Consider the following 23,050-nt stretch of genomic DNA (forward strand, 5'->3'; position numbering starts at 1 on the left):
GGTTTCTCCTACTTAAATCTAGTATCTTTATAGGAGATGAGAGATAGAGAGGAGACTTCCAAAAGTGAAGAAAAAGGTAATACGCAGTTTAGTTGCAGTTGTTTTAGTAGGAGCAGGTGTGTGGGTCGGCGTAAACTTTGCATCACCGCTTGAAGCGGAATCAAATGCGCTGACTCCGGGCTCTGTAGAAGACCCTGTTGTCACGAAAAGCTATGTGGATGAACAACTCGCCAAGCTAGGCGGAGGCACTCCTGGAGGCGGTACGACGACGCCTGTTGTGGACACCGCGCTAGAAGTTGTCACAGTGCCAGCTGGCAAGACGCTAATGGCTGGCCAAGGCACAGAGGTCATTGTACGTGTAGGCAAGGCAATTGCTTACAGCTCTGACGCAAGCGGTATAGCTGATCTAACTGGCGGTACGGATTTAACTAAAGGGAAAGCTGTTCCAACCAACCATTTATTGCTTTTCCCACGTGAGGGCCGCGGCATATTGCCAGATCCTAATCAAAAGAATGGCTTGACTGTATTGGTTAAAGGGAAATACAGCTTGCAATAATATGGATGGATGTTCAACATTTTACCCGAAATGACAATAGATTATACGCTTCAAAGAAGATGAAAGGATGCACAATACAATTGTGTTCCTACATTCTTTGGAGGTGTCATTTATGAGTCGTTCGAATAAAGTAGTAGTACCGACAAGTAAAGCAGCATTAAATCAACTGAAATATGAAATTGCTGCAGAATTTGGTTTAACCTCAGGCGGCTATGCAAGCGAAGGAGCGGACACTGAATTTGCTGGCGAACTAGGGGCATCCTCTGGAGCCGGAGGCCACAGCGTACACTGGTCAGCCTTATCGACGAGGCAAGCTGGTTCAGTGGGCGGAGAGATCACCAAAAGGCTGATAGCTCAAGCAGAATCAGTGCTTGGCGGTTATCAATAATTATTGGAAATTCCGGCGTCCATTGACACAAAGCGACATTTTCGGTATCATACTGTTTTAGAAGAGTTGTAAAACAACCTTTTCCTACGGGAAAAGGTTCATTTTTTGTGTAGAATGTCCGCACTTATTAATATTAAGGTTGTAGGAGGTTGATACGGATGTCGGTTAAAGGACGCCATTTGTTTACATCAGAATCAGTTACTGAAGGCCATCCGGATAAGATTTGTGATCAAATATCCGATGCTGTCTTAGATGCGTTTCTAGAAGCAGATCCATACGCGCGTGTAGCTTGTGAGGTTTCTGTAGCAACAGGTCTTGTACTTGTTATTGGTGAAATTAGCAGCCGTGCTGATTTTATTGATATTTCTTCAATTGCACGCCGTACGATTAAAGAAATCGGTTATACACGTGCCAAATACGGTTTTGACTCCAGCACATGCGCAGTATTGACTTCTCTAAATGAGCAGTCCGCTGACATTGCGCAAGGCGTTAACGCTGCACTTGAAACTCGTGATGGCAAAGATATGAAGCAAGAAAATGAAGATATCGGTGCAGGCGACCAAGGTCTAATGTTTGGTTTTGCTACAAACGAAACACCTGAGCTTATGCCGCTTCCAATTGCGCTATCTCACCGTATCGCTCGCCGCTTGTCTGAAGTACGTAAAAACGAGACGCTTGCTTACCTTCGTCCAGACGGTAAAACGCAAGTTACAATTGAATACGCAGACGGTAAACCTGTTCGCGTAGATACCATTGTCGTTTCTACACAACATGCGGAAGAAATCACGCTTGAGCAAATCCAAAAAGATATTCTTGAGCATGTTATTAAGCCGGTTGTTCCAGTGGAATGGCTTGATGCTGATACAAAATACTTCATTAACCCAACTGGCCGCTTCGTAATTGGCGGACCTCAAGGTGATGCTGGTCTAACTGGCCGTAAAATTATCGTTGACACGTATGGCGGCTACGCTCGTCATGGCGGCGGCGCATTCTCCGGCAAGGATCCTACAAAAGTTGACCGTTCAGCAGCTTATGCTGCCCGTTATGTAGCTAAGAATATCGTAGCTGCAGGACTTGCAGACAAATGCGAAATCCAACTGGCTTACGCAATTGGTGTTGCTCAACCGGTATCAATTAACGTAGATACGTATGGAACAGGCAAAATTGGTGAAGATAAACTTGTTGATATCATCACAAGCAACTTTGACCTTCGTCCTGCAGGCATTATCAAAATGCTTGATCTACGTCGCCCAATTTACAGACAAACAGCTGCTTATGGTCACTTCGGCCGTACAGATGTTGATCTTCCTTGGGAACGCGTTGATAAAGCGGAGAAGCTTAAAGCAGACGCTGGCGTTCAAAGCGGAGTTTAAGATTCGATATACAATATAAAAGCCTTTATAGGCTAAAAAAGCTGTCCACAAAGTAGTATGACTACTTCATGGACGGCTTTTTTGTTATTCATTCGGTACAAAAAAGTAGTTTAACCTAAATTTTTCATGCTTAGAAACCGACAAATAAGGTACGAGTGTAATTTTTTGAGGAGTGAATTGAAATGAATCGAACGAGCAAGCTATCTTCGTTTATCGCTGTTATGCTGTTGCTCCAATTAAGCCTAGCAGGCTGGTCATCGGCTCCGCAGCAAGCGGCAGCGGCGGCTTCTGGACCTGTCGTACTTAGTTTGAGTCCAGCTGACGATCTAATTAACGTATCGATCTCCGCTGATTTAAAGATGACCTTTGATGAAAATGTAAGCAAAGGCTCTAGTTCAACGTCTATTAATATTTATGATTATGCAACAAGCAATTTGGTAGAAAGTATACCTCTATCGTCTAATCGTATTACTATTGATTCATCACAGCGTGTCGTGACAATAGATCCGTCTAATAATTTTGCTTTAAACACGAATTATTACATATTGGTAGATGCCGGTGCTTTTGTTAATCAATCCAATGGTGTTGGTTATGCCGGTATAAAAAGTGCTAGCAGCTGGAATTTTCGTACTGTTGCTGAAGTTGATGTAACCAGGCCTTCTCATACGGGCTTGTCGCCAACAGTCGCTCCAATTGCGGTGACTACACCGATTACGATCTCGTTTAATGAGCCTGTTTATGTTGCAAGCGGCAACATTCAAATTAGCTCGGTTGAGGACAGCCGTACCATTGCTGTTACATCCAACGCGGTAAGAGGCAGCGGAACGAACCTAATCGTCATTCAACCACCTGCTGCGCTGCAGCCTAATACAACATACACCGTTACAATTCCAGATACTGCATTTCAAGATGCAGCGGGGAACCTGTATTACGGCACATCATGGGTTTTTACAACGGACGCAGCACCGGTCAACGTATCTGCACCATTTGTTCCGGCAGATAATGCTACCTCTGTTCCGGTCAACTCAGAGCTGTTCATAACTTTTGATAAAGCTATACAAGCACGTGCGGACAAATATATTGAAATACGCAGAATTAGCAATAATACTACTTTTGAGCGTTTTAGTGCCCTTTCTTCGAGAATTACAGTAACCAAAAATCAAGTGAAAATAACTCCAAGCTCTAACTTTGAACCGAATACAGCTTATTATGTATTAATTGATGCTGGAGCCTTCACCCAGACAGATCCGAATGGATCTCAATGGTATCACGGTATTGCTGGAGCATCCGTTTGGAATTTTAGTACAGACCCGGGCTATGAAACCACTCCGCCTCTTGCAACAGAATTATTGCCGGTAGCGAATGGATCTATCACCAGCTTAAATTCTGTACTCAAAATTAATTTTAATGAACCGGTCTTCCCAAGCAGCGGAGTCATTGAAATAAGAGAAACTGCAACAGGATCTTTGTTCCGTACTATTCCAATTACTTCGGAACGAGTGACTGGCGGCGGTACCTATCAGATAACGATAGACCCCAATAAAGCGATAAACGGAGAGTCTGAGAAAGCTTTCGTAAACAATACGAAATACTATGTAATGATCGGCAATCGCGCTATTCGTGATGCAGCAGGAAATCATTTTGCCGGAATATCCTCATCGACGTATTGGTCTTTTACGGTTTCTCAAGATACGGTAAGACCAACGCTTTCTTTATTGAACCCGCTTAACAATGCGGTTTCAGTAGGGCTAAATCAAGCTTTTACAGCAACGTTTAGCGAACCGATAAAAAAAGGTGCAACGGGTTCAATCCTATTTAACCCAATTGGGGACAAATCACTGCAGCCGATCCCGGCAAACTATTATGTAGATGGCAACAATAATAATGTGTTAGTCATAGCGCCAACACAGCCATTCACTGCAAAAACTTCTTATTATGTAACGATTGATGCGAGTGCAGTAACCGATTTGGCTGGCAATAGTTTTGCTGGAATACTAAATGAATATCAATGGACTTTTCAATCATTTGGTTCTGATACGACAGCTCCTACATTAAGCAAGCTCGAGTGGAGCGGATCAACGATTACGATGACCTATAATGAAGATCTGAATGTGCACGCGGTACCTTCGACAGGAAGTTTTTATGCGACAGTTAACGGGGCGCCTCGTTCTGTTGTCGGTGTTCAAGTTCGCGGAGAAACAGTCATTATAACGTTATCGAGCCCTATTGTGGCCGGACAAGTGGTGAAGCTCTCTTATTCCAAAGCAGCAGTTAGCCCAATTCAAGATACTTCAGGAAATGAAGCGATTAGTATTGCAAATCAGGACGTATCAGGTGCTAAGGATGTTTCTGCACCAACCATTGTAAGCGGGAATGCTTCGGGTACAGCGATTACTTTATCTTTTAACAAGGATCTAGCGACTGTGAACAGCTACGCCTATTTGCAATTTACGGTTAATGCGGGCGGAGTGAATTACAGTACAACCTCGATTTCAAGCACAGGCGGCAATATTTTGTTAACGATTAATGGGTCGATACAAAATTACCAGAACGTCTATGTGACCTATGCTCCGGGTACGTATCCCATTCGTGATACGGCAGGCAACTATTTGGCAGCATTTAATAACTACAGCCTCTATAGTACGCCAGACACAGGTACACCTAATCTTCAGTCCATTAGCGTGAGCAGTAATATCGTTACGCTGAGCTATAATAAAAGTTTAAATCCACAAAGCGTTCCAACAGTGGGGCAATTTTATGTACTGGTAGATAATATTGCACGCTCTGTTATTCAGGTTCGAATTTCTGGAAGCACAGTTTTATTAACCCTTTCATCAGCAGTAACAGGAAGCCAGATTACGGCAGTTTCCTATTTGGCATCCGTAACGTTAATAACAGATCTTGCCGGCAATGCTGCACCTTCGTTTAACAATGTAACCACAGGTGGTGGAGGCAGCGGAGGGCAAAATGGCAACATTTATGGCGTCATTGCAAAAGGCTCTACGCTTACGATTAATTTTGCAGAATCATTAAATACAAGCTACGTGCCTTCTACCGTTCAGTTTGCTGTTAACGCAAGTAATTCTGTTAAATCGATATCAAGGGTAGATGTTAGCGGATCGTCCGTTATACTAACGTTAACCTCTCCTTTTGCCATAGGAGAGACGGTTTCAGTAACTTACTATTCAACTGCGTCAGGACTTCGAACAAACAGCGGTTCAACGATCAATAGCTTTACGAACATAAACGCTGCGAACCAAACGACGATACTTGATGGGTTATCAGGTGACTTTGAAACGTCTGATGGCGGCGGCATTGGCTTGAAAACAACGGCAGCAACGACAATGTTTGACGTATCGCCTGCTGGTGTTCAAGCCAACCGATATACCTTATCGAATGATAAGCTTCTTACAGCTTTTCAGACAGCACGCTCTGCTGGCTTAACAAGTCCGCGTGTAGCCTTTAAAGTGCCAGCATCAGAGAGAGCTGCTATTGTAGCTGTTCCAATCAATGCGCTTGACGCAGCGTATCGCTTGAATTCGAATTCGATATTTGCTGTTCAATATGGAGATGTCACGTATGAGCTGCAATTAAATGCTGCAGATTATATGAAAATCAATACGTTACTTAACGGTAATAGCGCGACTGGTCAATTAATCATTCGCATTGACCAAGGGCTATCAACGCTAACTGGAAGTATCAGCACAAAAATTAATAGCTCAAATACGAGCTTGCTTGCAGGTCCTTATCATTTTGATATTAATGCTGTGAGTGGGTCGATTCAAAAGCCATTCAATGATTTTAGCGGTTATGTTTCAAGAACAATCCAGACGTATCAAAATGCAGATTTTAAAAATACTGCCGTAGTATGGTTCGATCCAACAACAGGAGGGCTCTCCTATGTTCCGACCGAGCTTACGACAAGCGGCGGGAAGACGACAGCAACTTTTAAAAGAAAAGGAAACAGCGCTTATGCGCTTGTTAGCAATTCATCCAGCTTCTCCGATCTATCGAAGCATTGGGCAGCTTCTGCTATCCATATCATGTCGCGCAAATTTATCGTGGAAGGGCGCTCGGCAACGAAGTTTGAACCAGAGAAGGCAATTACACGAGGTGAATTTGCGACCTACATCGCCAAAGGGCTTGGCCTAAGCAGCGACAGGAGTGCAGCAGCTAAGTTCAAGGATGTAAATGCCAACACAGCGATGGGGGCGTATATTGGAGCCGCCTCAGCGGCTGGTGTCGTCGCTGGCAATACGGATGGCACCTTCAAGCCAAACAACCCGATAACACGTCAGGAAATGGCCGTTATGATGATTAGAGCGGCGAAGGTGGCTGGTCTAACGGTGCAGCTGCCAGAATCGGCCGCAACTTATCTCAAGAAGTATACGGATCGAGGCAAGGTTGGCGCTTGGGCGCAGACAGACATGGCGAAATCAGTGTACATTGGTGTGATTAGCGGTAAAACAGCAACAACATTGAGTCCGCAAACCAATGCAACTCGCGCAGAAGGAACGGTTATGCTTCTTCGTTTGCTGCAGAAGGTGAAATTCCTTTCATCGTAATAATTGAACCAAAGCAGAGCAGCTCGCCCAAACGGCGAGCTGCTCTTTTTATGTCATTCATTTCCACGATGTACATAGCTGATATCTATCACCCTATAGAAAGCGATAGCAGTCTTCTATCATGCGTAACTTTTCTATTACTCTTGTAGTCTATAACTAATAGATTAATGGATGGGAGAGTTGTAAATCTAATGAGTAAGTTTCAAAAAATCATAGATCGGCAGTCAGAAGGCATAGGAAAACGGGTCATAATCGTCGTATTAGGTGGAGCGTTGCTAGTACAGCCTTTAGCTTCAATCTTGCCTAGCAGCTGGCAGACGGCAGTCATTCAATCAGCAGAGGCAGCTGCTGACCCTACGCTTAAGCTGTCGCAGCAATCATTTATAACAGCAGGTGCCAAGCGCCTTGACTATGTATTCCAAACGACACGCGGCAGCTCCAAGGTGCAAACCGATGTGCATGTCATTGAAATCGATCTTACAAATCCCTACGTATCCATAAATGCGATGAGTGGAAAAAATAATAGCATAGGTCAATTAAATACAATACTTAATATGACAAAAGAAAACGGAGCCGTAGCTGGCATTAATGCAGACGTATTCGTAATGGGTAATGAGGGTGCCCCGCTTGGCGGGCAAATCGCGAGCGGCATGTTTATGTCTAGTCCTGCAAAGCTGAAGGGGATGTACGCATTCTCGGTTTCTAAGGACCGCAAACCTATGATTGACAACTATAGCTTCAATGGCCAGGTAACGGCAGCAGACGGCTCTACCTTCCCGCTGGAAGGTCTTAACCAATCTGCTTATATTCCGGAGACAACGGGCTCTAATTATAGCCATGTCAATATGATGTATATTTATACAAGTGCTTGGGGCGGTACAGAACGCCCGAAAAACTCAGGCTCCACGCCTACCGAAGTATTAGTTCGCAATGGCGTAATTGAGGAGATTTCAATCGATAAAGCAATCGCAGGTCAAGCACCTGCTGATGGATACATACTCCGGTCACATGGCCTTGCTGCTAATTATGTAAAGGAGCATTTACAGGTTGGGCAAACGATCAATGCGGATTATGCGCTCGTTTCGCAAACGACGGGAGCGAAGGTTGATCCGAACTCATTTGAAATGATGGCAGGCGGTCATACATTGTTAGTCAATGCGGGCGCAGTGGCTCCATTCTCACGCGATATTACAGGCGTAAGCGGCTCTTCCTATACATCTCGTTCAGCGGTTGGCTATTCACAGGATGGCACTAAAGTATATCTGATCACGAGTGAGCGCAGCGGTGGGAATACGGGTGTAAACTTGAAGGAGCTTCAGCAAATTATGCTGCAGCTGGGCGTATATAAAGGCGTCAATCTGGATGGCGGCGGTTCTACAACGATGATCGAGCGCCCACTGGGAACAAATGATTTGAAGCTGTCGCATCCTACGCAATACGGCACCACCCAAAGAAGTGTTGCAAACGGCATAGGCGTATTCACAACTGCTCCAGCAGGTTCGTTAAAAGGCATTTCTGTGAGCGGCGCTAATGTTATGTTTATCGGTCAAAAATCGTCGTATTCATTAAAAGGCTATGACACGTACTATAACCCGTTTGAAGTAGACAATTCATCTGCCGTATGGAGTACCGAGAAAGCCATTGGCACGTTCAAAGGCAATGAATTCACTGCAACAAAGGCGGGTAAAACGAATCTCACTGTGAAGTCAGGAGCGATCTCTACCAAACAAGAAATTGAAGTCATTGGGCAGGACCAAATTGCATCGCTCTCCATTGATACGAGTGCAGGTGTGCTGGCAAAAGGAGCAACGATTTCTGTTCCGCTTACTGTAAAGCTGAAAAACGGAAATTCATATAAGCTTAGCGCTGACTCCGTGAAGTGGGAGTTTGTTGGATTTACCGCATCTAGAAACGGCGATAACCTAACTGTGCAGTCGGTTAACGCAGGTACAAGCACCGGGTATGCCATTGCTCGTTATGATGGTTTTCCGACAATGATTCCATTCACACAAGGGGAAGCAGTGAGCACCTTTGAGGATTTTGAAAAATCGACCTACCCCATTACATCACAGGTCACGCCTGCGACAACGACAGGAAGCGTAAGCTTGGTATCCGATTTCCAAGGACAAGCTTCTTCGAAAGCATTAAAGCTTGATTATGATTTCATAAACGGCACCGGAACTAAAGCATCGTATGTTGTATTTAATACAAATGGTCGTGCGATTGAGGGCTCACCTACTTCCATGACGGTTGATCTTTATGGCGATAACAGCCTGAACTGGGTGCGCGCAGAGTTCATTGATGCGGATGGCAAAGCACATCTTATCGATCTTGCAAAACAGCTTGATTGGAGCGGCTGGAAGAATGTGAAGATGAATTTATCCTCTGTAGGGATGAAATTCCCTGTTAAACTAAAAAGAATTTACGTTGTGACGATCGCCGAAGGGCAGGATGAGCGTTCTGCAACAGGTTCTATTGGACTAGATAATATGAAGCTGCAATATCCGCCTTCCGTAACGGTTGATTCACAAACTAAGGTCGTAATGACTGTAGGCAAATCTGCTGCGACGGTTAATGGAAAAGCAATTACGCTTGATTCAGCACCCATTGTTTTGAATGGAACGACATTTGTACCTGTCCGGTTCGTATCCGATGCCATGGGAGCGAAGCTGTTATTTGACGGAAAAACGGGACAAGTCACCGTTCTTCGCGGCAATAAGCTGATGGAAATGACACTTGGCAAAAAGGATCTTATTTTAAATGGCGCTCTGCAATCGTCAGATATTACGCCTATCGTTCGTAATAATCGGACGCTCATTCCGGTCCGTTTATTTTCAGAGAAACTAGGCCTAAAGGTCGGGTATGACGGGAAAGCGAAAAAGATTACCATCGATTAACGATGGACGAAATATATCCAATCTGTGGTATGATAGAGTAGATTAACCTTTAATATAGAAAGGTTGCCGATCTACAGTGGACCACCTTACAGTCGATATAAATCGAGTCATTAAAAACGCAATCGAAGTGATGGAAGACAGCAAATACCAGATTTATGAAATATGTGAATCCGCGCGCACGGAGCTAGAATCACTCGAGCAGGAGCTTGAAATTGTCCTTCAAGAAACGGTGAAGACAATTGACAAGGTTGACCAGCTGGAGCAAGACTATCGCCGTGCGCGTATAAGGCTGACAGAAGTGAGCCGGGATTTCGTGCGATACAAGGAAGATGACATTAAGTCTGCCTATGAGAAGGCTACACAAATCCAGTTGGATTTGATGGTGTACCGCGAGAAGGAATCCTACTTGAAAGCACGTCGAGATGATTTGCAAAAACGTGTTCGAAATGTAGAAAATTCAATCGAGCGTGCTGAAACGATTGCTTCGCAAATAAATGTCGTACTTGAATATTTATCGGGTGATCTTAATCAAGTTACTCGTATTCTTGAGTCTGCCAAAACGAGGCAGCTGCTGGGATTGAAAATTATTTTGGCGCAAGAGGAAGAGCGTAAACGGATCGCTCGAGAAATCCATGATGGTCCCGCGCAATCACTCGCAAATATCGTTCTTCGAACAGAAATTGCAGAACGTATGCTAATCAAGCAGGAATTTGTGATGGTGCAGGAAGAATTAGTAGATTTAAAAGGACAAGTGCGCTCCGGCCTTGAGGAAATTCGCAAAATTATATTTAATTTGCGTCCGATGGCGTTGGATGATTTAGGGCTTGTGCCGACTCTTCGTAAATTCACACAGGATTTTGAAGAGAAAACAAAAATACATACCGTATTCGAGCTTATAGGTAAAGAAACTCGGATGCCCTCTGCAATGGAAGCGGCGATATACCGCTTAGTTCAGGAAGCTTTTACCAATGCACTAAAACATGCGAGCGCTTCACATGTAATGCTCGAGATTAACTATCAGCCACAGCATATTTCACTCGTAATTCAAGACAACGGCGTTGGATTTAACAGCGATTTAATCGAGCAGGATGCTACTCGAAACGCACATTTTGGATTGGTAGGGATGAGAGAACGCATTGAGCTAATAGAGGGAAGGATGGATATAGACTCAAATCCCGGTAGAGGGACGAAAATTATAATAGATATACCTACTACTGCCGAATCTAGAAAGGAGTAAGATGATGATGATCCAAAGAGCTGCAAGCAATATGAATACAATCAAAATTTTACTTGCGGATGACCACCAGCTGTTTCGTGAAGGACTTAAGCGGATTCTAAATATGGAAGACGATCTTGAAGTTATCGGCGAATGTGGTGACGGCATTCAAGTTTTGGAGTTTTGCAATCATACCATTCCTGAGATTGTCCTGATGGATATTAATATGCCTATAGAGAACGGTGTCGTGACGACTGAACGATTAAAAAGTATGTTTCCTGATGTTAAGGTTATCATTTTATCTATTCACGACGATGAGAGCTATGTATTCGAAACCCTTCGTAAAGGGGCTACGGGTTACCTTCTGAAGGATATGGAGGCAGAATCGCTAATTAACGCCATTCGTTCCGTTGTCCAAGGTCATGCCTATATCCATCCTAAAGTGACAGGCAAGCTCATTAACCAGCTTCGCCGTATGACGTATTTGGATGAGATGGGAATTGTCTCAGGTGCTGCAGCTGCTCAGGAACCGGGAGTTAAGTTCGTTGCTGGCGATGAAAGCCCATTAACACGCCGTGAGGCAGAGGTGTTAAGGCTTATGGCAGAGGGCAAGAGCAATAAGCTCATTGGAGAGTTTTTATTCATTAGCGAAAAGACGGTTAAAAACCATGTGAGCAGCATTTTGCAAAAGATGGAAGTTGATGACCGTACGCAAGCTGTTATCCAATCGATCAAATATGGATGGGTTACCCTGTAGTAGCCTTTTTGATCATTACTTACATATCGAGCAAACCCCCGTATCGGTTGATACGGGGGTTTTTGTTTGCATATAAGGTTGCCTTGCGATGGTTGTGTAAAAGAAAAACACTCCTAAGCTGTATAAAACCAGCCTAAGAGTGCGTGGTGAAACATATAATCTTAACTATTTTCTTTGTTTTTGTCTGCGAAGAGAAATGAATCCCGCTGAAAGGGCAAATGCCCCGATGAGATAATAAGGAACCGGACTGCTTTCGCCTGTTTTTGGCAGAGTAGCAAGCGGGACTTGATCTTCATCTACAGCAACAACAGGATCGATTGGCGGCTCGCCTTCTCCACCTTCAGTAACTCCTCCAACAGGTGGATCTTCATCATCAATTTCAACAATTGGTGTTGCTTCAGGTGACGATGTAGGTGTTGTCGTTACCGTAGTTGTAGCAGTAGGTGTGTTGTTAGGCGTGCTCACAGGTGTGGAAGGTGGTGTAGTGTTAGGTGTGCTCTCAGGTGTAGGAGTTGGTGTAGCTGTAGGCGTGCTCTCAGGTGTAGGAGTTGGTGTAGCTGTAGGCGTGCTCTCAGGTGTAGAAGTTGGTGTAACTGTAGGCGTAGTCTCAGGTGTAGGAGTTGGTGTAGCAGTAGGTGTAGTCTCAGGTGTCGATGACGGTGTTGGAGTAGGCGTAGAGCAGGTTTCGCCTTCATTCACAAGTGAAAGCTCCTTCTCCTTGCCCCAATGGATTTTCAGCGTATTAGGTACAGTTTGTGGATCAGTTGGGCTGACGAGCTCCGTATTCGTTGAAAAGCTTACGAAACCTTTTCCAGGTATTACACCATTTCCTGTTTGAGTGGTATTCGGAATTTCCCATGAATAAGAAACCTCGATATTACTCTCGTTGGTTACTTTCCAAGCTCTTGTTTTATTTGGATCGGCGGAGCAGGCTGTTTCAAGTTTGAGCTTAGCCGTATTGATAACTGCTTTTTGCACAGAGTTATCTGTGGTTACTACGATCTGCTGGGTAGCCACTAAATCGGTGGTAAAGCCATCTAAGGTTAATTCTTTTAATGTATAGGTACCGATAGGTAATTCGTTGAATTGCAAAATACCGTCACTATTGGTAACACCGCTTTTGACTAATTTACCGTCTTTCCAAAGCTCGAAGGTAATGCCTGCATGAGGAGCGCCCTCGACATCATTTAAATGTTTGTTGATGATGATACTGCCCGTACAGCTGTTCGAAAGCTTTAGATTCCATGCTAAAATTTTGTCACCATGAGCGCCGGGACCTAATGTCTTAATTAAATCTCCGCTATAGATATCTAATTGATAAGGCAAACATTTTGGAATGTTAATCGTTACGGAGTAAGTACCTGCTTTTGGATATATAATAGACTGTCCCTCAAAAAATGTTTGCTTGTTGTATGGAATGGTTGTATCGCCGGGTCCAGGTGCCCAGTCAGCAGGGCCTTCATAGCCGGAGAAGCTGACTCTAACACAATCTTTTAGCGTCTGGAACGTAGCGGTAGCTGTTCCGTTATTATTGACTACGATATTGGAATGCGTGGCAATGACATCCTTGCGATCTGATGAGTACTGTGGACAGCTATTCTCATCTACGAGTGCCGCAGCATTCGTACCTTGATTGCTATCACCTTCGGCCATGGCAATGGAACTAAGCGACAACGAAAAAATTAATAACAGAGCCAGGGCTAAACTGATTTTTTTCCTAAAATAACGCATCTTTCACTCTCCTCTTAGATACGTAGTGGGGTTCCAAGAGGGCCGGTTACACTACTAGCTCCATATAATCCAAGTGTCCAATTGTAGATTATACTTCATCGCTTCCCTAGTTATTTTGATTGTGAAAATCCACTCTCCCTTTCTATATGCGTGCACCGGTTAGATATGCATGCTTTCATATTAAAATGATAACATGTATTGGAAATTGCTCAAGGGTGTTTCTTTGTCAGAAAATGACTAATAATCATCATAAAGCAGAATATATTTTTGGCATAACACACATTTTGTCACCTTGTCCCTTGATTGCGGAACCAGTGGGCTCTTCATGGCATATAGTGTCACAAAGAGGAGGTGGCCGCCATGTTTGAACTTCTACTTCTTGTTATTGGCTGTTATGCTTTGGCTGCATTGTCGGTGCATCTGGCGTATCGAATTTGGCGAGGGCGCCAGCAATCCAGCAAGCATTATGTGCTCGTAGCTGACGTTCAGCAAAACAATATGGAATGGTATGTACGTTCGCTGTTTTCTTTCTCTCGGCGAATGGGGAAAAACGTTCGTTTGACGATCGTAGATCAAGGGGTTACAGAGGAGACACTGGCTATTGTTGAACGATTAGCTAGAAAGGGCGATGAGGTCAGGATTCACTCTAATGGATCTAATCCGTTGTCTGAAAGCGAAGGCAGTAAGCGCTCTCAAACAGAGGGTGTGGATGGAACTCAGCTGCTATGGCTGCTCCAGGCAGAAGGAGTTGTGTCGCTTTCCGATCATGCGGTGCTAATTGATTTGCAAAATCCGACAGATTTGTCGAAAATGCCATTTTAGTATATACTCTACGGTAATGAAATAGTCGGAGTGAAGCACACTCAATAACGCAAATGCGTTGTTGGGTGTGCTTTTTTTTGTTTACAGTGCTTGCCAACATCATTCTCCTTTTGTCTGGGAAGGGAGAGGCCATAGTTAACTTAACAGATGAATAATGAAATCAGTTCTATAAAGTGTCGAGGGAGCGAATAGAGATGAAGGCACAATTGTATGTTGTGAAAGTGAATGGATGCTGGCAGGCTCGACTGACTATCAAGGCAATGGTGGATAAATACTTCTGGATGCATGGAGCGTTTGGTGAAGCGGGATTCTTGAACAACGAGATCGCAGAGGAGGGATGGCTGCTAAAAGAAGAACTGCCGCTCGGGGATGCGTGCATTGCAGTGGAGCTTTGGGATGCGGCTATAAAACGTGGCAATGGCGGCAGAAATAACGCGAGTAAAAGCTTAAATGAGGGGGGACGGAATGCTGATTATGAGGCGATTGAGATGTTGGCGGCATGTGCGGAGGAAGCAAAAGCTGATGGGGCGGGTGGAGATGCAGCAACTGGCGGGTTGAATAGTAGTAAACAGAAATCTAGCGAGCTGGTGAGAAATTATCGGAAATACAGTGGAGGAGTAGAGCAAGCAGTAAATAACGGCAAGGTTAGTTTGGGGAGTCGTTGGCGGTTTTTGGGTAGTCGAGGGAAGCGGAAAGGAGCGTTGGCGATAGAGAAGCTTTTTGGTTTAGTGGAGAGGTGGGAGAAGGTAAGGGGCGCTGTGGTTGGGGAAATCGGAGGAGAAGCGATCGCGAATAATGGTGAAAAGCGTAGCAGCGCTAAGCGTGTGAGTGGCGAGGAAGCGGGAGTTTATAGCGCTGCCGAGCTGGGAGAGATCGCGGCAGGAGCGAAGCTTGCCGCGGGTATGCTGCAGGGACGTGCGCTTTTGCGAAGCGAGGCGCACGCCCTGTTGTCTAGTGCAAGCTGTCCCGGTGCCGCGTCAAGCTGGAGAGAATTGCTCCAGCTTGCTTCGCTGCTCGGGCAGGTGCGCCTGAGCGGATCAATCGCCGCCGTGGGTGGCGGGCGATTGGACGCTTTGGGGCGCCGCAGGCGGGAGCGCAGCTGTTTGCGCTGTGGGAGCGGCGAGGCGCAAATGCACCGCACGGCATGTGCAGCGTGCGGGAGGCACTGCGCCTATTGCATGGCGTGCATTGGGATGGGGCGAAGCCGGGAATGTGAGCTGCTTATTACGGGGCAGCGCGCGGGGTTGAATTGGGCAGAGACGACGGTTCGCGGCTCTGGTAAGGGGTTGAGGCCGCTGACGTATGAACAGCGGCTTGATAAATGGGGGCTTAGCCCTGCGCAGACAGCTGCAGCAGCTAAGGCGCTGCAGTTTGTGGAAGAGCAGCCGCTAGCCGCGGCTTTATCAAAGATGGACAAGCAGCGGCAGATGAGAGAGTTTCTTCTCTGGGCTGTAACAGGAGCGGGCAAGACGGAGATGATTTTTCCGCTTGTGGAGTCTGTCCTGCTGCGCGGCGGAAAGGCACTTATTGCCACACCGCGCCGTGACGTGGTGATCGAGCTTGACCCGCGTATTCGGAAAGCTTTTCCTAAAGCTTCAGTCGTAACATTATACGGTGGTAGTGAGCAGCGCTGGGAAAGTGGAGATATTACACTTGCGACAACGCATCAGCTGATGCGGTTTTATCAAGGCTTTGATCTCGTTGTAGTTGATGAACTAGATGCGTTTCCTTTTGCGGGCGATCCACTGCTGCATTTTGCAGCAGACAAAAGTTGTGCGCCAGGTGCTGCTCGCTTGCTGCTGTCTGCTACGCCGCCTAGTGAGCTGCAAAGAGCAGCAAAACGAGGGAAGCTGCCTCATGCAAGAGTACCTGTTCGTTATCATCGTCATCCTCTTCCAGTGCCCAAGCTTCTACAAACGCCTGCAGTAAAGCAGATGCTCCAGCACCGCAAGCTGCCGTCAAAGCTCTTAGCAGCCATGCGGTCATCGCTTGATCGCGGTGCCCAGCTTTTTGTATTCGTGCAGCAAATTGCGCAAACCGAGCCAATGGCGGCTTTATTACGTGCTGCTCTTTCAAATCCTGCTGTTGCGGCAACCTCTTCACAGGATGAAGAACGAACAGAGAAGGTGCAGCGTTTTCGCTCGCGGGATATACGAGTACTAGTCACAACTACGATTTTAGAGCGGGGCGTTACTATCCCAAAAAGCGATGTCTATATTCTTGACGCAGACGGAAGGCTTTTTGACGAGGCTTCACTGGTTCAAATGGCTGGAAGAGCAGGCCGCTCTGCGGATGATCCATTCGGTCGAGTGTACTTTTGCAGCCATGATCGCAATCGCCCACAGCTGCAGGCGGTACGCCATATTCAAACGATGAATCGCATGGCTCGCAAGCAAGGCTACTTGCTCCCCACTCCCAAAGGAGGCTCGCCAAAATGAACGTCTCGCCAAGAGCATGGCTGCAGCGTCTGCAATCCGCTTTCACCACATCCGCGCAGCTGCTCGCTCCAACGTCTGCCGCATGTCTCCTATGCGGCAAACCGCAAAGCGAGGCTCGCAGCGCGAGCAGCTACAACCACGAGAAGCTGACGACCCAGCTTCGCAAATCCCTTTGCGGAGGGTGCCTCTCCGCAATACCATGGCTGACCCGCATCGCCTGTCGTAGATGCGGGCGCGGTATCCCATGCGAAGACTGCATACGTCGTCCGCATGGCGCATTCGTATGCAACCGCAGCGCGGTTCATTATAATCAAGCGATGCGAGCCATGCTCGCCTTGTATAAATACAGGGGCAATGAGCAGCTTGCCCCTTTGCTCGGGGATATGCTTTTGCCTGCATTCGAGGTGATGACCATGGAAATCATTCAACAGTTTATCGTGGCAAGCAGCAGCAGCCGCAAACCAAAAATATCGATTGCAGACTGCTGGGATGCTGTTACCTACGTTCCTGTAAGTGAAGAACGAGCAGCTGATCGGGGGTTCAACCAAGCGGAGCAGCTCGCCAGCCATATCGCGAGGCGTTTTCAGCTTCCGATTATGGAATTGCTCATTCGTTCGCGACATTCAGAGAAGCAAAGCTTCAAAACGCGCTCCGAAAGAATGCGCGATACGCAATCTCTTTTTGAAGTGAATACGAACAATTTGAGCTTATTAGCCTCTGAATCCCATAGCAAAAAGCATCTAAACGATAGAGCTATTCGTATACTTTTAATTGATGATATCTACACAACTGGAAGTACGGCAGAAGCCTGCTCTAAGGCTCTGCATTGTTATACGGAGCTTCCGCTCGATATCTATATTTTGACCTGGGCTCGTTCATAATTCAGCTAGGCTGATAGAGCTAATAATTAGATTCATAGTGAAAAAGTTAATGCTATCGATTAGAATGTAACTAATAGCTAGTATGGTTTTACAAAAAAAGGAGGGCTCAGAGCGATGAACCTAGATAATTGTCCTCGCTGCGGTAAGCTTTTTGCAAAAAACTTTAGAGACGTGTGCCCGACATGCATGCGAGATATTGATAAAGAGTATGAGCTTTGCGCAAACTATTTGCGTGAGTTTAGAGGCTCAATTATTACTGAGGTATCTGATGCTACGGGTGTTTCGATTAAACAAATTACGAAGTTCATACGCGAGGGACGCATCTCCATTATGAATGCACCTAATATGTCATACCCCTGTGAATCTTGCGGAACGCTGATCCGTGATAATCATCTTTGCGACAATTGTCGCAATCGAATTGAGAAGGACAAGAAGCAGATGTTCCAAGACATATCGCGAAAAGAAGATTTGAAAAGTGCTTACAAACAAACGGGCGTTTATAAAGGCTTAGAAAGATATAATGATAAATGATTTAAGTTAATATTTTGATGACTATAAAATTTCACTTGACTGAAGCCGATAATACTTGTAAAGGTAATCGGCTTTTTTAGTTCCTGTAAATAATGAGGTGGGTAAACAATGAAAATAAATGAGACGAATCGTATCGGAGCGCTTAATCCTTATCAGAAGCATTCGGAAGCCAGAGTAGGCGGGGCAGACAAGGCAAAGCAGAAGGACGAGGTTCAAATTTCTGCTGCAGCTAAGGAATTGCTATCGACAAGCAAAGCAAGCGGAGCGGACAGAACAGAACATATTGAGCAGCTGAAGCGTTCGGTAGCAACAGGCAACTATCATGTGGAAGCTGGCAAGATTGCCGAGAAGCTGCTTCCCTTCCTGAAGGAGTAATCCTCTAAATGAATGAGTACATCCAGCAAATCATCGTGATTTTGCAAGAGCTTTTAGACGAGCACCTGCAGCTTATTGAATACGGCAACGCGAAGACGTCGGCTATTACAGTGAATCAAGTAGAGACGCTCTCGTATATTTCCAGCAAAGAGAAGAAGAGTCTTCAGCGGATTATGGATCTGGAGCAACAACGTATCTTTTTGATAGGGAAATATATGCTTGATCAGAAGCTGACTGCCCATCGTTCGTTCAAAATGGAGAAGCTCATACAAGCTGTATACCAAGCGAATGAGAAACAGCAGCTTCAGGCAATATGGAATGAGCTGTCGGCAGCACTTAAGAAACTTCAAGATATTAACGAATTCAATCAACAGCTCGTAAGGATGACTCTGGAGCATTTGCATTTTACACAAGATTTGCTGCTTGGTCCGACTGAGGAAGAAGCGACCTATCATCGTGCTGTTCAAGGTATGGCCTTAAATCGTAATGGCCGCTTTAATATGAAAACGTAACAAGAGAGGACAATATACGATGGCATCCACTTTTCATGGCTTAGAAACGGCAAGGCGCAGCTTATTTACCACTCAGTCTGCTCTGAATACAACTGGACACAACATTTCAAACGCGAATACGGCAGGCTACTCACGCCAAGTGGTGAACATGACTGCATCAAGACCGATTGACGCGGTTGGTTTCTCCAAATCAACAGCAGCTGGTCAGCTTGGTACAGGTGTTGAGGCGTCTTCTATCACTCGGATTAGAGAGAAGTTTCTGGATAATCAGTATCGCAATGAATATAAATCACTGGGTAATTTCTCAGTTCAGCTCGATACGCTCTCTAAATTAGAGGGTATCGTTAATGAACCAAGCGACACGGGCCTTAGAACGGTGATCTCGAATTTTTGGAATTCGTGGTCAGACCTCAGCAAAAACCCTGAGAATGCTGATGGCCGCAAAGTCGTTATGGAACAAACGATGGCATTGGTGGATTCTTTTAATTACACAGCTAAGCAGCTCAGCGATTTAAAAGCTGATTTGACGGAAAATGTAGAGATTAACTTAAATACGGTTAATTCGATTACAACGAGCATTGCCCAGTTAAATGGCGAGATTAGACGGGTTGAAAGCTTAGGCGATAATGCAAATGATTTGCGGGATCAGCGTGACTTGATTACAGATCAGCTTTCGGGATTAATCAATATTCGCGTAGAAGACCAAGAGAGCGGCTACCGCATTACGATGGGCGGTACGGAGCTGGTGCAAGGAACAGCTACTGCTTCTCTGGATTCAGCAGCAGTTACTACAGCGGTTGCTAATGGTGATTTAAATAGCGGTGCTATTTATGGAACGATATATGCAAGAGATCATTACGTCGAGGGGTACATCGGAGAACTTAATAATCTCGTTCAAACGATGGCGAATGGCGAGTTTGAGGTTACGCTGCCTAAAGGATCTGTTTTGCCAGAAGGAACAGTATTGAATAACGTAACTTATACAGGAACAAATCGTACATTGAACGAAGATACAAAAGTAACGGTAAAAGGTTTGAATGGATTGCATCAGCTTGGATACTCATTGGCGGGACAAGAAGCGGGCTTGCCTTTCTTTACAGATGCTGCGGGTGGAACTACTGGGCTGAATGCCGGAAACATAACACTTAACCCAGCTATTGTCGCGAATTCCAATTTGATTGCCACATCAATGAGAGTGGCTACGAATGCAGATGGTTCAGAGTCAGTTATAAGCGGTAACAACTCTTTGGCTGTCCTTTTCTCGCAAATGAGAGATACTCGTTTCGACTTCGACGCGGGGTCAGGTGAAAATAAAAACACGGTTGATGCTTATTTCCGTTCTGTTGTCGGCCAGCTAGGTGTACAGGCAGCGGAAGCAACTCGTATGCAAGCGAATCAACAAATTATCGTCGACCAAGTTGAATCCCGCAGACAATCGGTTAGCGGAGTTTCGCTAGATGAAGAAATGTCCAACATGATTAAGTTCCAGCATGCATACAATGCAGCTGCTCGAAATATGACGATGATAGATGAAATTTTAGATAAAGTTATTAATGGGATGGGTCGAGTAGGACTATAATTTTAAAAGCGGAGGTGAGACATTATGTCGTTTCGTGTAACACAATCGATGATGAATACACAGTTGCTTCGTAACATTACAAGCAATATGGGACGTATGAATAATTTGCAAAACCAGCTGTCTACGGGTATGAAGATTAATAAACCATCAGATGATCCAGTTGGTATCACTTTTGCACTGCGCTATCGCAGTGAACTTGATTCTAATGACCAATATTCCAAAAATGTAAGTTCTGCATTATCTATGCTGGAATATACGGATACTTCTATTGGTCAAGCAGGAGATATTATGCAGCGCGTTAGGGAGCTTTTAGTCAAGGGTGCCAATGGAACTCTCGAACAAACAAGCCTTGATGCGATTAAAGTTGAAATGTCACAAATGTATAACCAAATGGTGGAAATCGGAAATAGTCAATTTAACGGTAAACAAGTATTTAATGGTGAAATGACAGGTGAGAAGCCTTATCCAACGATGGGTGTAGAAGGTACAACTGATTTGACAGTTGATCCGCCTTTGTTAAAAGCATACCAAGTCAGCTCGGATAACGGTTCAATTAAATATGAACTATCCGCAGGAATGAAGCTGGGAATTAATATTACAGGCAACGAAGTTTTTGGGGCGGGTATATCTCCTACGGCAACAAAAGCGGAAATAGAGAGCAGTGACAATGTCTTTTTACTGCTTCAACGAGCGAATGATATGCTTAGTTCCGGCGATCAAGATGGAATTTCTAAATTGATTGGACAGGTAGAAAGCCGTATGAATACGATGCTTACGAAACGGGCTGAAGTTGGGGCAAAAGTAAATCGGATCGATATTGTTCAAAATCGGCTTTCTGATATTGAAATTAACTTAAAAACGGTACAGGCAAAAACGGAAGATGCAGATATGGCAGAAGTGATTACGAATATGAAGACAGAGGAAAATGTATATCAGGCTTCCCTATCTGTTGGAGCACAGCTTATACGTCCAAGCTTGGTTGATTTCTTGAGATAGGTGGAGATTAACATGCAAATTCCTCAGATTCAGATTCGTACGCAGGATGCCGCGCTCTTTATTGATGCCGATATGGGCAAACAGCGTCTTGAGCAGCCCGCTGCTACTGTAGATATGGAGCAAATCAGGCCAGAGCAACATTTTCAAACCACCAAAGGACGACTTGAAATTAATCAAGATCGAGTATGGGATGCGTTAGCGCTTGGAAACAATTTGCAAACGATGAGCAAAATATATTCAATGGCTGCTGATATTGCATTGCAAGGCATTGCACGGATTGTGGAGAAGGGTGATCAAATGGCCTCGATTCATTTAGGCGGAAATCCCATTGCAGAAATGGCAAGGGATTGGAAACGAACTTTTCCTGAATATGATTTCCGTGGGGAAGCTTCCTATGATAATATTGATATCGAGTATATTCCAGGTGAACTCACGATTGATACCACTCCAGGTCAAGTCAACCTTAATGTTCAAGTGAATAAGCCCATTCATGAATATGAGCGCGGCAAGCTGGACATTTATATGAGCCAATATCCTAAAGTAGAGATTATTCCACCACAGCTCGACCAGCTTATTTAGACGTTACTATTTTTTTAGACTATAGATCATTTGCGCACGACGCATGAGATCTATAGTTTTTATTTTTAATAAATGAGGAATCCTAATAGGGGGTTATGAAGTGAATACAGAACAGCTAATTTATCAATTTGAACAAGGTATTCCAGGTTTCGAGCATTTGAATGACTTTGTATTCGAAGAAGTAGGAAACGACATACCAATGAAGCTTATGAAGGCTTCTGAGGATGAAACGATATCGTTGCTCGTTGCGAGTCCTTTTTTGTTTTATCCAGATTATGAATGGGAACTCCCGGAAACCGTGAAACAAGAACTAAGTATTAACGGTGAAGAGGATGTCGAGGTTTGGTCTGTTATAACCATATCCACAGATTTTGCTAATGCAACAATTAATCTGCTTGCTCCGATCGTTTTGAATAAAAGAACATTAACAGGCAAACAGCTAATTCTTCACGATAATACATACAGCTCGCGCGCTCCACTCAATCGAACCTAAGGAGGATGAAAAGCCATGCTCGTTTTATCACGCAAAAGTAATGAGTCTATCATGATCGGTGCGAATGTTGAAATCATCGTACTCGGCGTAGAAGGCGATAATGTTAAACTAGGCATACGGGCACCCAAGGAAGTGGATATCTACCGCAAAGAAATATATATGGCGATACAAGCAGAAAATCGTGCGGCAGCAACTAGTGCGGTATACATAGAGGATGTATCAAAATTTTTTAAAAAATAATTGTTTTTTTAAATAAAAGCTATAAACAATTGAGGGAGAAATCCGATAAATATAATAGCGCGATAATAGGACGGCCGAACTATTATCGTAAGCTTCCGCAAGGATGCGGAAATACGAAAAT

Annotated in this window: 19 protein-coding genes and 1 riboswitch; of the genes, 18 read left to right on the forward strand and 1 reads right to left on the reverse strand. The window is 44.8% G+C overall.

The genetic code is table 11. The annotated features are described in order from the left end of the window. Window positions 1–64 precede the first annotated feature (64 nt). The 7 genes from AC1DM9_RS19665 (at window position 65) to AC1DM9_RS19695 (ending at window position 11,752) form a co-directional block, all read left to right on the forward strand. The gene (locus AC1DM9_RS19665; protein WP_477550673.1) at window positions 65–556 is read left to right on the forward strand and encodes a hypothetical protein; all 492 of its coding nucleotides are present in this window, start codon (window positions 65–67) and stop codon (window positions 554–556) included. 112 nt (window positions 557–668) lie between these two features. Further along, complete coding sequence (locus AC1DM9_RS19670) at window positions 669–944, forward strand: alpha/beta-type small acid-soluble spore protein (protein WP_430056936.1); 276 nt, start codon at window positions 669–671, stop codon at window positions 942–944. Between the two features lie 158 nt (window positions 945–1,102). Then, window positions 1,103–2,317: a methionine adenosyltransferase gene (metK, locus tag AC1DM9_RS19675; RefSeq protein ID WP_430056938.1), complete on the forward strand. Its 1,215-nt coding sequence runs from the start codon at window positions 1,103–1,105 to the stop codon at window positions 2,315–2,317. A gap of 182 nt (window positions 2,318–2,499) precedes the next feature. Further along, window positions 2,500–6,882 carry an Ig-like domain-containing protein gene (locus AC1DM9_RS19680; protein WP_477581725.1) on the forward strand — a complete coding sequence of 1,461 codons (4,383 nt, stop codon included), beginning with the start codon at window positions 2,500–2,502 and terminating at the stop codon, window positions 6,880–6,882. A gap of 191 nt (window positions 6,883–7,073) precedes the next feature. After that, window positions 7,074–9,779, forward strand: a complete 2,706-nt coding sequence (locus tag AC1DM9_RS19685; RefSeq protein WP_477581727.1) for a stalk domain-containing protein — start codon at window positions 7,074–7,076, stop codon at window positions 9,777–9,779. A 76-nt stretch (window positions 9,780–9,855) separates the two neighbouring features. Continuing rightward, window positions 9,856–11,016 carry a sensor histidine kinase gene (locus AC1DM9_RS19690; protein WP_477550678.1) on the forward strand — a complete coding sequence of 387 codons (1,161 nt, stop codon included), beginning with the start codon at window positions 9,856–9,858 and terminating at the stop codon, window positions 11,014–11,016. Between the two features lie 7 nt (window positions 11,017–11,023). Then, window positions 11,024–11,752 (forward strand): response regulator, encoded by a 729-nt coding sequence (locus AC1DM9_RS19695; RefSeq protein WP_430057098.1) that lies wholly within the window; start codon window positions 11,024–11,026, stop codon window positions 11,750–11,752. 165 nt (window positions 11,753–11,917) lie between these two features. Here the strand turns inward: AC1DM9_RS19695 and AC1DM9_RS19700 are convergent, their stop codons facing one another. Beyond that, complete coding sequence (locus AC1DM9_RS19700) at window positions 11,918–13,405, reverse strand: SpaA isopeptide-forming pilin-related protein (protein ID WP_477581729.1); 1,488 nt, start codon at window positions 13,403–13,405, stop codon at window positions 11,918–11,920. A 109-nt stretch (window positions 13,406–13,514) separates the two neighbouring features. Then, a riboswitch (cyclic di-GMP riboswitch) is annotated at window positions 13,515–13,598 on the reverse strand. 245 nt (window positions 13,599–13,843) lie between these two features. Between AC1DM9_RS19700 and AC1DM9_RS19705 the strand changes: the two genes are divergently transcribed. From AC1DM9_RS19705 to csrA, 11 genes are all read left to right on the forward strand, one after another. Continuing rightward, window positions 13,844–14,305 carry a glycosyltransferase family 2 protein gene (locus AC1DM9_RS19705; protein ID WP_076266203.1) on the forward strand — a complete coding sequence of 154 codons (462 nt, stop codon included), beginning with the start codon at window positions 13,844–13,846 and terminating at the stop codon, window positions 14,303–14,305. Window positions 14,306–14,499: 194 nt separating this feature from the next. Further along, entirely contained in the window at window positions 14,500–16,743 is a 2,244-nt protein-coding gene (locus AC1DM9_RS19710; protein ID WP_477581731.1) for an ATP-dependent helicase ComFA, read from the forward strand. Further along, window positions 16,740–17,624, forward strand: coding sequence for a ComF family protein (locus AC1DM9_RS19715; protein WP_477581733.1), 885 nt, complete (start codon window positions 16,740–16,742; stop codon window positions 17,622–17,624). Before AC1DM9_RS19710 ends, AC1DM9_RS19715 begins: the two co-directional genes overlap by 4 nt. Before the next feature lie 114 nt (window positions 17,625–17,738). After that, a complete protein-coding gene (locus AC1DM9_RS19720; RefSeq protein ID WP_477581735.1) occupies window positions 17,739–18,155 on the forward strand; it encodes a TIGR03826 family flagellar region protein in 417 nt (138 codons plus the stop codon). Window positions 18,156–18,263: 108 nt separating this feature from the next. Then, window positions 18,264–18,530 (forward strand): flagellar biosynthesis anti-sigma factor FlgM, encoded by a 267-nt coding sequence (gene flgM, locus AC1DM9_RS19725; RefSeq protein ID WP_076266199.1) that lies wholly within the window; start codon window positions 18,264–18,266, stop codon window positions 18,528–18,530. A gap of 8 nt (window positions 18,531–18,538) precedes the next feature. After that, window positions 18,539–19,042: a flagellar protein FlgN gene (locus AC1DM9_RS19730; protein ID WP_076266198.1), complete on the forward strand. Its 504-nt coding sequence runs from the start codon at window positions 18,539–18,541 to the stop codon at window positions 19,040–19,042. Window positions 19,043–19,061: 19 nt separating this feature from the next. After that, window positions 19,062–20,621, forward strand: a complete 1,560-nt coding sequence (flgK, locus tag AC1DM9_RS19735) for a flagellar hook-associated protein FlgK (RefSeq protein WP_477581737.1) — start codon at window positions 19,062–19,064, stop codon at window positions 20,619–20,621. Between the two features lie 24 nt (window positions 20,622–20,645). Then, entirely contained in the window at window positions 20,646–21,617 is a 972-nt protein-coding gene (gene flgL / locus AC1DM9_RS19740; RefSeq protein WP_441910217.1) for a flagellar hook-associated protein FlgL, read from the forward strand. Window positions 21,618–21,629: 12 nt separating this feature from the next. Next, a complete protein-coding gene (locus AC1DM9_RS19745) occupies window positions 21,630–22,196 on the forward strand; it encodes a DUF6470 family protein (protein WP_477581739.1) in 567 nt (188 codons plus the stop codon). Between the two features lie 100 nt (window positions 22,197–22,296). Beyond that, entirely contained in the window at window positions 22,297–22,689 is a 393-nt protein-coding gene (locus AC1DM9_RS19750; RefSeq protein ID WP_477581741.1) for a flagellar assembly protein FliW, read from the forward strand. A 15-nt stretch (window positions 22,690–22,704) separates the two neighbouring features. Beyond that, window positions 22,705–22,929: a carbon storage regulator CsrA gene (gene csrA / locus AC1DM9_RS19755; RefSeq protein WP_477581743.1), complete on the forward strand. Its 225-nt coding sequence runs from the start codon at window positions 22,705–22,707 to the stop codon at window positions 22,927–22,929. Window positions 22,930–23,050: the final 121 nt, after the last annotated feature.

Source organism: Paenibacillus sp. 01T431 (genome assembly GCF_056398625.1).

Coding starts and splice junctions, on each gene's coding strand:
- AC1DM9_RS19670 (WP_430056936.1), top strand. CDS start 669: ATGAGTCGTTCGAATAAAGTAGTAGTACCGACAAGTAAAGCAGCATTA.
- metK (WP_430056938.1), top strand. CDS start 1,103: ATGTCGGTTAAAGGACGCCATTTGTTTACATCAGAATCAGTTACTGAA.
- AC1DM9_RS19680 (WP_477581725.1), top strand. CDS start 2,500: ATGAATCGAACGAGCAAGCTATCTTCGTTTATCGCTGTTATGCTGTTG.
- AC1DM9_RS19685 (WP_477581727.1), top strand. CDS start 7,074: ATGAGTAAGTTTCAAAAAATCATAGATCGGCAGTCAGAAGGCATAGGA.
- AC1DM9_RS19695 (WP_430057098.1), top strand. CDS start 11,024: ATGATCCAAAGAGCTGCAAGCAATATGAATACAATCAAAATTTTACTT.
- AC1DM9_RS19700 (WP_477581729.1), bottom strand. CDS start 13,405: ATGGCCGAAGGTGATAGCAATCAAGGTACGAATGCTGCGGCACTCGTA.
- AC1DM9_RS19705 (WP_076266203.1), top strand. CDS start 13,844: ATGTTTGAACTTCTACTTCTTGTTATTGGCTGTTATGCTTTGGCTGCA.
- AC1DM9_RS19710 (WP_477581731.1), top strand. CDS start 14,500: ATGAAGGCACAATTGTATGTTGTGAAAGTGAATGGATGCTGGCAGGCT.
- AC1DM9_RS19715 (WP_477581733.1), top strand. CDS start 16,740: ATGAACGTCTCGCCAAGAGCATGGCTGCAGCGTCTGCAATCCGCTTTC.
- AC1DM9_RS19720 (WP_477581735.1), top strand. CDS start 17,739: ATGAACCTAGATAATTGTCCTCGCTGCGGTAAGCTTTTTGCAAAAAAC.
- flgM (WP_076266199.1), top strand. CDS start 18,264: ATGAAAATAAATGAGACGAATCGTATCGGAGCGCTTAATCCTTATCAG.
- AC1DM9_RS19730 (WP_076266198.1), top strand. CDS start 18,539: ATGAATGAGTACATCCAGCAAATCATCGTGATTTTGCAAGAGCTTTTA.
- flgK (WP_477581737.1), top strand. CDS start 19,062: ATGGCATCCACTTTTCATGGCTTAGAAACGGCAAGGCGCAGCTTATTT.
- flgL (WP_441910217.1), top strand. CDS start 20,646: ATGTCGTTTCGTGTAACACAATCGATGATGAATACACAGTTGCTTCGT.
- AC1DM9_RS19745 (WP_477581739.1), top strand. CDS start 21,630: ATGCAAATTCCTCAGATTCAGATTCGTACGCAGGATGCCGCGCTCTTT.
- csrA (WP_477581743.1), top strand. CDS start 22,705: ATGCTCGTTTTATCACGCAAAAGTAATGAGTCTATCATGATCGGTGCG.